Below are 12,439 nucleotides of genomic sequence, written 5' to 3' on the forward strand. Positions count from 1 at the left end.
CGAGCAGCCAGCAGCCGGCCGCGAGCAGCACCGCGGGGTACAACGCCACGATCGCGAGCTCAAGCCACGGCGACCAGGTGAACCCGGGGACCGGCTTGACCGCGGCCAGGGAGTTGCCCGCGATCAGCTCGGGCGTGAACCTGCCGATGCCGCGCCCTGCCGCCCCTGCCGCTCCGGCGACGGCCGGCAGCACGAACAGGCCGCCGACCAGCGTGGCGACCGCGGCGGCACCGTGCCGGACGATGGCGCCGATGCCGAGTCCGGTCAGGCCGATCAGCGCGAGGTACGCGCCGGTCATCAGCACCGCCCGCAGCACTGGGCCCTGGCTGAGCGCCGGGTGCGGCACCGCAGGCCGCAGCGCGGCGATGCCCAGCAGGAACGACAAGAACGTCGTGATCTCCCCGAGGGCCAGGACCACCGTCGCGTACACGCAGGCCTTCGCGCCCAGCACAAGCGGCCGCCGCGGGATCGCGGCCAGCGTGACCTTGATCAGGCCGGTCGAGTATTCGCCCGTCATCGTCAGCACGCCGAGCACGCCGGTGATGACCTGGCCGAACACGACGCCCGCGAGCACGTTGCTGGTCGGGTCGCCGGTCACGCTGCGGGTGTTGAATCCGGCGACCACGCCGAGCGCGACCGTCGCGAGCATCCCGCCGCCAAGCACCCAGGTCGTCGAGCGCAGCGTGCGCAGCTTGATCCATTCCATCCGGGCCGCGTCCGGGAACCGGTAACCGTCCATCGGGGAACTCCGTCGTCAGGCCGAAGAACGCCTCTTCGAGCGAACCGCCGGCCCGGCCGCTCAGCTCCCGCACGGTGGTGTCCGCGACCACCCGCCCGCGGCTGATGACGACCAGCCGGTCGGCGGTCACCGCCAGCTCGCTGATCAGGTGGCTGGAGACGAACACCGTCCGGCCCTGCGCGGCCAGCGATCTCATCAGGTCCCTGATCCACCGGACTCCCGACGGATCAAGGCCGTTCACCGGCTCGTCGAGCAGCAGCACGCCAGGGTCGCCGAGCAAGGCGGCCGCGACCGAAAGCCGCTGTGCCATGCCGAGCGAGAACGTCCCGGCCCGCCGCGAGGCCACATCGCTCAGCCCGGCAAGGCCGAGCACCTCTTCGACGCGCCGCGGCGGGATGCCGCCGCCCGCGGCGAGCGCCGCCAGATGCGCATGCGCGCGGCGGCCGGGGTGGAATCCCCGCGTCTCAAGCACCGCCCCGACCGACCGCAGCGGCCAGCGCAGCGCGTGGTATGGCGCCCCGTCGATGAGCGCCTCGCCGCGCGTCGGCGCGTCCAGGCCCATGATCAGGCGCATCGTTGTGGACTTGCCCGAGCCGTTCGGCCCAAGAAAACCGGTCACGATGCCCGGATGGACCTCGAAGGTCACATCGTCGACGGCGACCGTGCGGCCGTAGCGTTTGGTGAGGCCCTGTGCGCAGATCATGGCCACGACGCTACGAACACCCGGCGCGACCGGCATCGCCGCCAGGAGCCATCTCCAGGCACGGCGGTCGTACCCAGGTATGACGCCGCTAGCGGGACGCCAGATCCCCGCGCCGCGGCCTAACCTAGGGATGTGGACGCGCTAGTCCAAGTGCTCGCCGGCCGTGACCGGGTGCCCGAATGGCGTTCGGCGGCGGCCCGGCGAACAGCGGTGCTGCTGAGCTGGCTGGCCTTCGCGCTGCTGGCCGCGTCGGCGCTGGCGGCGGTGACCGTGGGCCGCGGCGGGCGGACCGGTCTGCAGCCAAGCGACGCCGGCTGGCTCGCCGTCGCGTTCGCCGTCTCGGCGGCGCTGCCGCTGGCGCCGCGGCGGGCGCTGCTCGCCTGGCGTCTCGCCTTCGTCGTGGTGCTGGTCGCGCCGCTGATTCCCGGCCAGACCCGCGCGGACCCGGGCTTCTACGGCGTGCTGGCCATCGTCTATGTCGTGGCCGGGCTGCGCTATGCGAGCCCGGCCCTGTGGTGGATGGCCGCCCTGACGCTGGTCCCGGTCTGGCTGTGGACCGGCCCGGACTGGACGTACCCGGCCCGGCTCACCGCCGGGCTCGTGGTGCTCGCGACCGCGCTGCAGGCGATCGCTAACTGGCGGCGGGACCGGCGCGCGCTCGCCAGGCAGACCGAGAACGCCGAGCGCGAGCGCGAGCGCAGTGCCGTCCTGCAAGAGCGGGCCAGGATCGCGCGCGAACTGCACGACGTGGTGGCGCACCACATGTCGATGATCGCGGTCCAGGCGGAGACCGCGCCGTACCGGCTGGCCGCCGCGCCCGGCGGGGCGGACCTGCCCGAGCCGGTGAAGGCGGAATTCGCCGCGCTGAGCGGCGCGGCCCGCGAGGCCCTCACCGACATGCGCGGGCTCCTCGGCGTGCTGCGCAGCGACGACGCCGGCCAAGCCGGCGACCCAGCCCAAGCCGGCGACCCAGCCCGCCGCGGCGCTGCCGAACTAATGCCGCAGCCACGGCTCGAAGACGTCCCGCACCTGGTCGACGCGGCTCGCCGCGCTGGCGCCGCGGTCACGCTGACCATGCCTGATAACAGCAAGAGGCGGCCGCTGCTGCCTGGCGTCGGGCTCACCGCCTACCGGATCGTGCAGGAATCGCTGTCCAACGCCGCCAGGCACGCCCCTGGCGCCCCAGTCAGCGTGGTGGTCGAGCAGGAGCCACGGTCCGTTCTGCTGAAGATAATGAGCGGGCCGGCCACGGCGCGCCAGCCGAAGACGGACGGGACCGGGCACGGGCTCGCCGGGATGCGGGAGCGGGTGGTGCTGCTCGGCGGGTCGCTGGACGCCGGGCCGGAGGCGGACGGCGGGTTCGCGGTCCGCGCGGTGCTGCCTGCGGGCACGCCCCTCCCTGCGGGCAGGCCGCAGCCGGCGGGCACGCCCCAGTGACACCAGAAGCGGCGCCGATCAGCTGCCTGATCGCCGATGACCAGGCGATGGTCCGTGAGGGGTTCGGCGCGCTGCTTGCGGCACAGCCGCAGATCACGGTCGCCGCGCTGGCCGCCGACGGCGCAGAAGCCGTCGAACTCGCCAGGCGCACCAGGCCCGACGTGGTGCTGATGGACGTCCGGATGCCTGTCATGGACGGCTTGCAGGCCATCCGTGAGCTGCTCGGGAACGCCAGGAACCCGCCGCGCGTGCTGATGCTGACCACGTTCGACCTCGACGAGTACGTCTACGAGGCGCTGCGGGCGGGGGCGAGCGGGTTCCTGCTCAAGGACGCCCCGGCCGCCGAGCTCGTGCACGCGGTCCGGGTGGTCGCCGCCGGCGACGCGCTGCTCGCGCCGTCGGTGACCAGGCGGCTGATCGCCGACTTCGCAGGCCGCCACGGCCCGCGCGCGGGCACCGCCGGCACGGCCGGCCCCATCGGCACCATCGGCGCAGCCGGCACGGCCGGCCCCGCCGCGCGACAACGCCAGCCGCTGGCCGAACTCACCCCGCGCGAACTCGAAGTGCTCACGCTCATCGCGCGCGGCATGTCCAACGCGGAGATCAGCGCCTCGCTGGTCATCGCGGAACAGACCACAAAGACCCACGTCGGCCGCATCCTCATGAAGCTTGCGCTGCGCGACCGGGCGCAGGCTGTCGTGCTCGCCTATGAGTCCGGCCTGGTCGCCCCCGGGCAGTGAAGCCTGATGGACGAGGGCACCGCCTCGCGCACCGCCCGCAGTGTCGCGGCGCACCGGCTGGACTTCGCGCGCGCCGAAACGCCGTACGGTGACCCGGACGCCGACGTCGCGCTCGCCAGGGACGTCACGGACGGGCTCGCGGCGCCGCACACCCGGATGCACGACTACCTGCGCGGACGCACGGCGTTCTTCGACCACGTGGTCGTGCGCTCGATCGAGCGCGGCGTCGCGCAGGTCGTGGTCGGCGCCGCCGGGTACGACGGCCGCGCGTTCCGGTACGCCAAACCCGGGGTGCGCTGGTTCGAGGTGGACCACCCCGCGACCCAGGCGGACAAGCTGGCGCGGATCGCCCGCCTCGGCATCGACGCGCGGCACGTCCGGTTCGTCGCGGCGGACTTCGCGCGGGCGCCGGTCGCCGGCCTGCTGGCCGCGGCGGGCCTGGACCCGCGCAGCCCCGCCTTGTTCCTGCTCGAAGGCGTCGCCGTGTACCTGGACACGGACGTCCTTGAGCGGGTCCTCGGGCAGTTCCGCGCGGCCACCGTGGACGGCAGCGTGCTCGCCATCAGCGTGTCGCTGGCGTCGGCGCAGGGCCAGGCCCGCGAGCGCTTCCGGGCGTCGGTCGCCGCGCTGGGGGAGCCGGCCCGCTCGGTGCTCGTCCCGCAGGAGGCGGCCCGGCTGCTCGCCGGGCAGGGATGGCGGGTGATCGAGGCCCGCGACCGGCTGCGGGCCGCGGGCCTGCTGACCGCCCGTGCCACCGGCCCGCCCACTCCTTAGCCCGACCGATTCTCAGCCCGGGTTCGCTCCGTTATTGGTGGTGTGGGCCCCACCACCAATAGGTTTGCAATGCCACGAACTTAAGCCGCCCAGCCTGCCGGCGGACAAACCACCGATACCGGGCGCGGTGCGCGGGCGCTGGCCAAGATAGGAGCCGAGCGGCATCCGGAAATCGGTATAAAACGGGCAATAAACCTGCGGCCCGGGTCCTAAGTTCCCGATGCCGTCCCACTATCTGAGACCGCCGCCGGCCAGCCGCCCGCGCCCCGGCCAGCCTGCCGCGCCCTTGCCGCACTGCTCACACCCACATCACCTGACCAGGTGACATGCACCCGAGGGAGCGGCGACGCAGCCCCTTAACTTCCCGAGATTGCAAGCCTATTGGCGCTGGGGGCCCCGCCATCAAAAGGCCGGCTTCCGGGGAGGGCCGGGGGCCGCCGGGGAGCGGGGCGCCTGGGGCGTGTGGTTAGCGTGTGGCCAGATGGGAAGTTAAGCAGTCGCAACCAGGCAGCGGGCCCGGCGCAGGCCGCGGGTGCGGCAGTTCGGCCCGGCGCAGGCCGCGGGTGCGGCAGTTCGGCCGGGCCCGGGCCGCGGGTGCGGCAGTTCGGCCGGGCCCGGGCCGCCGACATTCGGGGGGAATGCCAGATGGCAGCCGATTTCAGCCAGCTCACGGACAAGGTCAACGAAGCCCAGGCCCAGATCAAGGCCACGATGGGCAAGGGCAGGGACCAGCTGCAGGCCCAGGTGGAGCAGGCCCAGAACAAGGCTGAGCAGCAGGCCGATCAGATCAAGACGAAGGCGGCGCAGTCCAAGGACAAGGCCGCCGCGAACTGGCAGGCCATCCAGGACAGATGGCAGTCGCACGTCGCGCAGCTGCACCAGCGGACCGCCGACATGAAGGCTGAGCGTGACGTCCGCAAGGCCGAGCTTAAGGCCGAGATCGCCGAGGGCGACGCGCAGGACGCGATCAACTTCGCCATCGCCGCCGTGCAGGAGGCCGAGTACGCCGTCCTTGACGCCGCGCTGGCGCGCTCGGACGCCGACGCCCTCGCGGGCAAGCGCTAGCTGACGCCTGTCAGGTGGGCGAGCCCGCGGCCGAGCCGGTCTCGCGGCCGGCGTCCCAGCGGGTCAGCGTGCGGTCCCAGTCGAGCGGCACGGTGTAGGCCTCGCCCTGGGCGAGTTCGCTGTCCCAGTCCTCGACCGGCACTCGCCACATGACCTCGAACTCGATGCCGCTCGGGTCCTTCGCGTACAGCGACTTGGACAGCCGGTGGTCGCTCTCCCCCACCAGCGCTCCCGCTGCGCGCAGCTTCTCGCGCGCTTCCACCAGCTCGGCCAGCGTGCCGACCTCCCAAGCCAGGTGGTACAGCCCCACCTGCGGCCCGCCGGTCGCCCGGCCCGCCCCGATGTCGAACAGCCCGAGGTCGTGATCGTTGACCGAGCCGGGGGACCGCAGGAACGCGGCGCGGCCAGGGATCTCCATCCGGACCTCGAAGCCGAGGGTCTGCGTGTAGAACTCGACCTCGCGTTTGAGACCGTTCACATACAACACCGCGTGGTTCAGGCGGCGTACTGGCATGGAGAGCTCCTGATCGGCTGAAGAGTCGGCACTGCTCGTTCGGGATAATGGATTTTATGAAGATCTTTATTTCCTTCGATATGGAGGGGGTCGCCGGGATCGTTGACTGGGCCCAGTGCAGGGGGCCTGGCCAGCCGTACGAGGAGGGGCGCGCGCTGCTGCTCGGCGAGGTGAACGCCGCCATCGACGGGGCGCTGCTTGGCGGGGCGACCGAGGTCGTGGTCAACGACTCGCACGGGACGATGAACAACCTCAACGCCGCCGAGCTGCACGGGCGGGCGGTGTACGTCGCCGGGCGGCACAAGCCGCTGTACATGATGGAGGGCATGGACGCCAGCGTGGACGCCGTGTTCTTCGTCGGCTACCACGGGTCGATCTCAGGGACGAGCTCGGTGCTCTCGCACACGTACAACCCATCGGTCGTGTCGCAGGTCGAGCTCAACGGCGTGCCGTGCGGTGAGAGCGGGATCAACGGGCTCGTCGCGCTCGCGTGCGGGGCGCCGGTCGTGCTGATCACCGGCGACCAGCAGACGGTCACCGAGGGCGATCCGTTCTTCAAGGACGCCGAGCGGGCGGTGGTGAAGGAGTCGATCACCCGGTTCGCCGCGGCGCAGCTGCACCCGCTGGACGCGCGTGACAAGATCGCGGGCGCGGCGCTGGCGGCGGTGCAGCGGGCGCGCTCGGTGCCGCTGCCGGACATCGCGCTGCCCGCCCGGCTCGACGTCCACATGCAGACCGCCGACATGGCGGAGGTGGCGAGCTGGGTGAAAGGCGCGCAGCGGACGGGCACACGGAAGGTGCGGATCGAGGGGGACGACCCGCTGGCCGTTTACCGGTCGTTCGTCGGGATCACCTACATCACCCGGGTGGCCGAAGGGCGCTAGCTGGTCAGCGGATCGCCCGGCGGCGGCGGATCTCGCGGTACCTGCGGCGCTGGGACGGGTCGAGCATGAAGTACGCAGCTGTGGGGATCCCGATCGCGAGCACGACGATCCCTGCTGTCACATACCACGGGAAGACGATCAGCAGGATCAGCCCAAGGACGATCCCCGCGATCGACCACTTCATGTGCGGTGTCATGATGACTCCATCCATCCCGGCTGCTCTCCAGCCACTTTCAGCTTATCTCCGTGGAGGACTGTCGTGCCGATTTCCATGCCCGTCGGCGCAGAGGCTAACGAACTCCTTACGCGCAGCGCGCTGGCACTGCTAATCGCGATGCTACTCGATCAGCAGGTCCCGCTGGAACGGGCGTTCAGCGCGCCCTACGACCTGGCCCAGCGGCTCGGGCACGAGCCGACCGCGGAGGAACTCGCCGCGTTCGACCCCGGCGAGCTGGCGGCCGTCTTCGCGCAGCGCCCGGCGCTGCACCGGTTCCCGAAGGCGATGGCCGCGCGGGTGCAGGAGCTCGCGCGGCTCATCGTGACCGGGTACGGCGGCGACCCCGCCGCCGTGTGGCTGACGGCCGGCTCTGGCGCGGAGCTGCTCGCGCGGGTGTCGGCGCTGCCAGGCTTCGGCGAGCAGAAGGCGAAGATCTTCGTCGCGCTGCTCGGCAAGCAGCTCGGCGTGCGGCCGCCGGGCTGGCGGGAGGCGGCGGGATCCTTCGGCGCTGACGGGTCGTTCCTGTCCGTGGCCGACATCTGCGACGAGGAGTCGCTCGGGCAGGTCCGGTCCTACAAGAAGGGGCTGAAGGCGGCCGGGGCGGCGGCCTCGGCCGGCTCGCCGCGGCAGGCCCGGTTACGCCGGTTAGCGCCCGCGTGATGAGGGGGCAGACAGCGCGCGTTCGTTCGGGATAATCCCTGTATGTCAGGGATCGGGATCGAGTCGTTCATAGCGCGGCTGCCGAAGGTGGAACTGCACGTCCACCTGGTCGGCTCGGCGTCGGCGGCGTCCGTGCTCGAGCTGGCGCGCCGGCACCCGGAAAGCCCGGTGCCGCGCACCGAGGAGGGGCTGCGCGAGTTCTACGCGTTCCGCGACTTCCCGCACTTCATCGCGGTCTACAAGGCCGTGAGCGCGCTGCTCACCGAGCCTGAGGACATCGCGGACCTGGTGCGCGGGGTGGCGCGGGACCTGGCCGTGCAGCAGGTCAGGTACGTCGAGATGCAGGTCGCGCCGTACCCCTTCCGGCGGGCCGGCATGCCGCCGGCGGTGATTAGCGAGGCGCTCGACGCGGGCGCGCGGGACGCGCTGTCCGCCTGTGGCGTGCGGATCGCCTACATCTTCGATTTCCCCGGGCAGACCGCCGACCAGGACGCGGTGCCCACGCTCGAGCACGCGCTGACCGCGCCGCCGCAGGCGCTGATCGGTATCGGGATCGGCGGCATCGAGGCGGAACGGGCGCCGCATACGGACGTGATCAGGGACGTGTTCGGCGCGGCGGCCGCGGCGGGGCTGCACTGCGTGCCGCACGCCGGCGAGACCACCGGGCCGGAGACCGTCTGGGAGGCGATCGAGTTCCTGCACGCCGAACGGATCGGGCACGGGATCAACTCGCTTGCCGACCCGCGGCTTGTCGCTTACCTGCGGGAGACCCAACTGCCTGTGGACGTCTCCCCGACCTCCAACGTGTGCACCCGGTGCGTGGCGTCGCTCGGCGAGCACCCGCTGCCGCGGATGCTCGCCGAGGGCCTGTACGTCACGCTGAACAGCGATGACCCGCCGATGTTCGGCACCTCGCTGAGCAACGAGTACCTGGTGGCGGCCCGGGTGTTCGGGCTCTCGGCCGCCTCGCTCGCCGCCCTGGCCGGCAACGCGGTGCGGGCGTCGTTCCTCGAGCAGGACGCCAAGGAGGAGCTCATCGCGGAGATAGCCGGCGTCGCCGGGCCGGCTCAGGAACCCGGCTTCGGGGTGGGCGGGATGTAATTGTCATAGCAGTCCAGTGCGGGCGTGTACGTCTGCGGGTTCTTGATCGAATCGTTGGTGATCGTGATGAGTTCGCCTTCGACCCAGTCTGTGGTGTACGGCGGATTGACATTGCTCGTGAACTTGAGCAGGGGGGTCGCGGCGTCGGTGCGACGACCGGTCCCGGCCACCGTCCAGGTGTCTACCTTGTTAAAGCCGGGCCAGCACCAGACCGCCTGCGTAGTGCTCTGCAGGAGTCCTGTCGCTGTCCACGGGGTCCCGAGCTGCGTGCAGTACGAGCCGAAGTGGATCTGAGAGGCAGGGATCTGATCGCACGGAGTCGTCCACGTAAATGGAATCTTCTGCGGGTTCGCCGCGGCCACCCTGGCCAGGGACGCCGTGGCGGCCGGCGCCCGGGCAGCCGGCGCCGGGGCGGCGCTGGCCTGGCTCAGCCCGAGCCCCATGAGCCCGGTGACCGCCACCGCGACCACCAGCAGGCGGACGAGCCGCTGTCTTGCTCGTGTCGCGAGGCCATGCTCACCGCGCTCCCCGCTGCGCTGGGTCATGACAACCTCCCTGGATCGCTGGATGCCAGGCGGAGGTCATGCTGGCCGCCAGGAGCGGTTTCCCCCGGAGCTGGCCGTCGGCTCAACCGCAGCATGCGCCCGGCCGCCGGGTCATCATCCGTCCCGGGTGAGAAATGGTTATCGATGTGTCCCGGGTCGCGCAGCCGTCACGCCGTCACGACGCGAACCCGGGACACATCGGGCTGGCCGGCCCGGATCAGGACGAGAACGCGAAGATCGTCGTCGTGGTCATCGTCTGGCCGGCGAACAGCTCGGCCGACGGGAAGTTGGGCTGGTTCGGCGCGTTCGGGAAGTCCTCTGTCTCGAACGCGTACGCCTGCGTCTGGCGGTAGAGGTGGCCGCTGATGCCGATGAGCGTGCCGTCGAGGAAGTTGCTGGTGTAGAACTGGATGCCCGGCTGGTCGGTCCAGACGGTCAGGTGCCGGCCGCTGACCGGATCGTAGGCGGTGGCGGCCAGGGTGAGCCCGTCGAGCTGGGGACCGGTGGTGTTGAGCACCCAGTTGTGGTCGTATCCATGGCCGATGAGGAGCTGCTGGCAGGCCTGGGAGCTGGGCTGGGTGCAGTCGTCGATCCCGGACGCGATCGTGCGCGGCCGCAGGAAGTCGAACGGCGTGCCGGCGACAGGGACCTCGGTGCCGAGCGGGATCGAGGTGGCGTCGACCGGCGTGTAGTCGTCGGCGTTGATGGAGACCACCTGGCTGGCGGCGCTGCCTGATGCCTCGCCCGCCAGGTTGAAGTAGCTGTGGTTGGTCAGGTTGACCACGGTGTTCAGGTTGGGCGAGTCGTTGTGCACCACGTAGTGGATGCCGTACTGCCCCGCGTTGCTCAGCGTGAACGTGACGTCGACGGTGATCTGGGCGGGATAGCCGGTGCAGCCCTGCGGGAAGCTCGTGCAGCCGGGGCTCGTGTTCGGCGCGGCGCCGTCGCCGTTCGGGCTGACGAGCTGGAGGGTGACGCCCACCTCGTCGTTCGTGGTGATGAGGCCGCCGACCTGCGACCAGACGTGGCTGCCGAAGCCGACCAGCCCGCCGTGCAGGCTGTTCGGCCCGTTGTTCAGTGCGACCGTGTAGGTGTGCACCTTGCCGTCGGGCTGCATGAGCTGGAAGGTGCCGCCGGCGATCCGGTTGGCGTAGCGGCCGATCGTCTCGCCGAAGTACGGGCCGCCGTTGGCGGTCACCGGCGGGCTGTTCTCGGCCACGTAGTCGGCGAGGGTCGCGAATCCGAGCACGACGTCCGCCACCTGGCCGTCGCTGCCGGGGACGTAGATCGCCTGGGTGGTGGCGCCGTAGGAGAGCAGCTGAATCGTCACGCCCTGGGCGTTGGTCATCGTGTACCGGTACGTGGGGGTGAGCTTGCCGGTGTACGGCTCCACCGTGCTGCCGAAATACTCCTTGGTGATCGACAGCTGGCCACCCGCTCCGTTGCTCACGGCATGCGAGGCGGCCGGCGCCCTGGCGGCGGCGAGCACCCCGCCGAGCGCGAGCGCCGCTACTGCCGCGGCGCTTATCCCCGCCCTGGCCAGGATGCGGGTCCGGGTCACGGCCCGCAGATATCGGTGTCTGCCCTCAGTACGCATGAAAGCTCCCTTCGCTGGCCTGGAGCCGGCCGCGCGGCCGGCGCTGGCCTCGTGAGGGATTATGAGCAATGAAAACGAGATCATAACGCCCTGCTGAACAAATCCCCTAAATATTTATGCGAGAATCAGGCATAAAGATTTTGCTTTTGGCAATTTTGACACATTGGTTGCGCAATTGCCTTGATTGACGGGCGTCGCCCGCACGGGGACAGGCGCCTGACCGGCCGCTTCCCCGGCACGGTCGTTAATTTCAGCTCCGGACAGCGGGCCCTGGAGCGAAACGTCGCGGCGCAGGGCGGACCGCGCCGGGGCCGGCGCGGTCGCGGCGGATAACGGGAAAGAAAGACCCGGTCAGGACCGGTCGGATCTTTCCCGTTAAATGGCTATGCCCGGCCCGCGGGGCATGGGCAGGCACCCGTGTGACGGGCGGAGGCCCGGCCGCCGAAGTGGCGCGGCCCCTGGGCCCGCTGACAGCGATGGCGGCTGCTGGGGCCGCGGGGGCCGCGGGGTGGCCGGCGCGGGAAACGCCGCGGTTCAGCGCCGAGCCGACGGCTGCGGCCGGCGGCACGGCCGTACAGTCGTGTGGTGGCCAAACACTGGACCGGATGGCCGGCCGCCGCCCTGGCGATGCTGGTCACGCTGGCGCTCGTGGCCGGCGAGCTGACCGACGCCGCGCAGCGGCGGTGGTGGTCGGCCCACTCGCTGACGACAGACACGGTGTCGGGGCTGCTCGTGCTGCTTGTCACGGTCCTCGTGGTGAACCAGCTGCTCAGGAGGCGGCAGTCGCGGGAGCGCGGCCAGGCGGTCGCGGCCCAGGCGACCATCATGGTGGCCCAGGCCGCCCGGGCCGCCAGGGCCGTGTCGGCGCTGGCGCACGGTTCCGGCGACCGCGACTCCGATTCCGATTCCGATTCCGATGAGTTCAGGACCTACATGATCATGTTGCTGGTCGGCGCGCCCGTGCTCATCGATGACCCGGTCTCGCGGCGCTTCCTGGAACAGGCGCAGTTCCTCGGCGGCGTGCTGGCGCGCACGCTCACGACGCTGCACGGCACGGCACACGCGGGCGCCCCGAGCCCCCCGAGCCCCCCGCCTGACGCCGAATTCGACGACGCGGTGCAGCGGCTCAAGGACGCCGCGGCCCCGCTGCTGCAATTGCTCAGTCCTGAGGTGCTCAGCACCGTCGAGGGCATGGCGTGGACCGCGGACGAGATCGGATAGGGGCGACGCGCGGGTGGCGGGCGGTCTGCGGGCGGGTGGCGGGCGGGTGGCGGGAGTCCGCACAGGAACGCACGCGGATTATCGGCGCCCGCCACATTGCGGCGCCCGCGCGGCCGCCGGGTATGGTTTTGCCCAAATGAGCCCCCATTCCGCGCCAGGACCGGTGAGGAGCGCGACGCGATGACAGCCCGGCAGCAGTTCGCCCGCCTGCTTCCGCTGGCCCTGCTGGTCGTGCTCGCGAT

General features: G+C 71.2%; 13 protein-coding genes and 1 pseudogene. 8 read left to right on the forward strand and 6 right to left on the reverse strand.

The window, feature by feature from the left end; genetic code table 11:
* Positions 1-739 (reverse strand): ABC transporter permease (locus Q1N79_RS27670; RefSeq protein ID WP_300613989.1); only part of this gene is annotated, 739 nt, incomplete at its 3' end.
* A gap of 64 nt (positions 740-803) precedes the next feature.
* Positions 804-1,442 (reverse strand): annotated as a pseudogene (locus tag Q1N79_RS27675) (ABC transporter ATP-binding protein); the annotation flags it as partial.
* A gap of 132 nt (positions 1,443-1,574) precedes the next feature.
* Here Q1N79_RS27675 and Q1N79_RS27680 point away from each other — a divergent pair.
* From Q1N79_RS27680 to Q1N79_RS27695, 4 genes are all read left to right on the forward strand, one after another.
* Positions 1,575-2,879 carry a histidine kinase gene (locus tag Q1N79_RS27680; protein ID WP_300613990.1) on the forward strand — a complete coding sequence of 435 codons (1,305 nt, stop codon included), beginning with the start codon at positions 1,575-1,577 and terminating at the stop codon, positions 2,877-2,879.
* Positions 2,876-3,619 carry a response regulator transcription factor gene (locus tag Q1N79_RS27685; RefSeq protein WP_300613991.1) on the forward strand — a complete coding sequence of 248 codons (744 nt, stop codon included), beginning with the start codon at positions 2,876-2,878 and terminating at the stop codon, positions 3,617-3,619. Before Q1N79_RS27680 ends, Q1N79_RS27685 begins: the two co-directional genes overlap by 4 nt.
* A gap of 6 nt (positions 3,620-3,625) precedes the next feature.
* Positions 3,626-4,393: an SAM-dependent methyltransferase gene (locus Q1N79_RS27690; RefSeq protein WP_300613992.1), complete on the forward strand. Its 768-nt coding sequence runs from the start codon at positions 3,626-3,628 to the stop codon at positions 4,391-4,393.
* A gap of 645 nt (positions 4,394-5,038) precedes the next feature.
* Complete coding sequence (locus Q1N79_RS27695; RefSeq protein ID WP_300613993.1) at positions 5,039-5,458, forward strand: hypothetical protein; 420 nt, start codon at positions 5,039-5,041, stop codon at positions 5,456-5,458.
* Between the two features lie 10 nt (positions 5,459-5,468).
* Here Q1N79_RS27695 and Q1N79_RS27700 read toward each other — a convergent pair whose 3' ends face one another.
* On the reverse strand, positions 5,469-5,972 hold the full coding sequence (locus Q1N79_RS27700; protein ID WP_300613994.1) for a VOC family protein: 504 nt from the start codon (positions 5,970-5,972) through the stop codon (positions 5,469-5,471).
* A 56-nt stretch (positions 5,973-6,028) separates the two neighbouring features.
* Here Q1N79_RS27700 and Q1N79_RS27705 point away from each other — a divergent pair, with 56 nt between their 5' ends.
* Positions 6,029-6,856, forward strand: a complete 828-nt coding sequence (locus tag Q1N79_RS27705) for a M55 family metallopeptidase (protein WP_300613995.1) — start codon at positions 6,029-6,031, stop codon at positions 6,854-6,856.
* A 4-nt stretch (positions 6,857-6,860) separates the two neighbouring features.
* On the opposite strand, the gene Q1N79_RS27710 is transcribed toward Q1N79_RS27705, so the two are convergent.
* Positions 6,861-7,052, reverse strand: coding sequence for a hypothetical protein (locus tag Q1N79_RS27710; RefSeq protein ID WP_300613996.1), 192 nt, complete (start codon positions 7,050-7,052; stop codon positions 6,861-6,863).
* Between the two features lie 75 nt (positions 7,053-7,127).
* On the opposite strand from Q1N79_RS27710, the gene Q1N79_RS27715 reads away from it, so the two are divergent.
* Positions 7,128-7,733 carry an HhH-GPD-type base excision DNA repair protein gene (locus tag Q1N79_RS27715; protein WP_300614001.1) on the forward strand — a complete coding sequence of 202 codons (606 nt, stop codon included), beginning with the start codon at positions 7,128-7,130 and terminating at the stop codon, positions 7,731-7,733.
* Positions 7,734-7,775: 42 nt separating this feature from the next.
* Positions 7,776-8,834 (forward strand): adenosine deaminase, encoded by a 1,059-nt coding sequence (gene add / locus Q1N79_RS27720; protein WP_300613997.1) that lies wholly within the window; start codon positions 7,776-7,778, stop codon positions 8,832-8,834.
* Here the strand turns inward: add and Q1N79_RS27725 are convergent.
* Both Q1N79_RS27725 and Q1N79_RS27730 read right to left on the reverse strand, forming a co-directional pair.
* Positions 8,801-9,379 carry a hypothetical protein gene (locus tag Q1N79_RS27725; RefSeq protein ID WP_300613998.1) on the reverse strand — a complete coding sequence of 193 codons (579 nt, stop codon included), beginning with the start codon at positions 9,377-9,379 and terminating at the stop codon, positions 8,801-8,803. The two genes, add and Q1N79_RS27725, sit on opposite strands and share 34 nt — an antisense overlap.
* Before the next feature lie 217 nt (positions 9,380-9,596).
* On the reverse strand, positions 9,597-10,976 hold the full coding sequence (locus tag Q1N79_RS27730) for an aldose epimerase family protein (RefSeq protein ID WP_300613999.1): 1,380 nt from the start codon (positions 10,974-10,976) through the stop codon (positions 9,597-9,599).
* 585 nt (positions 10,977-11,561) lie between these two features.
* Here Q1N79_RS27730 and Q1N79_RS27735 point away from each other — a divergent pair.
* Positions 11,562-12,197, forward strand: coding sequence for a hypothetical protein (locus Q1N79_RS27735; protein WP_300614000.1), 636 nt, complete (start codon positions 11,562-11,564; stop codon positions 12,195-12,197).
* The last annotated feature ends 242 nt before the right edge of the window (positions 12,198-12,439 follow it).

Origin of the sequence: Trebonia sp. (assembly GCF_030042015.1) — a bacterium.
Taxonomy (GTDB): domain Bacteria; phylum Actinomycetota; class Actinomycetes; order Streptosporangiales; family Streptosporangiaceae; genus Trebonia.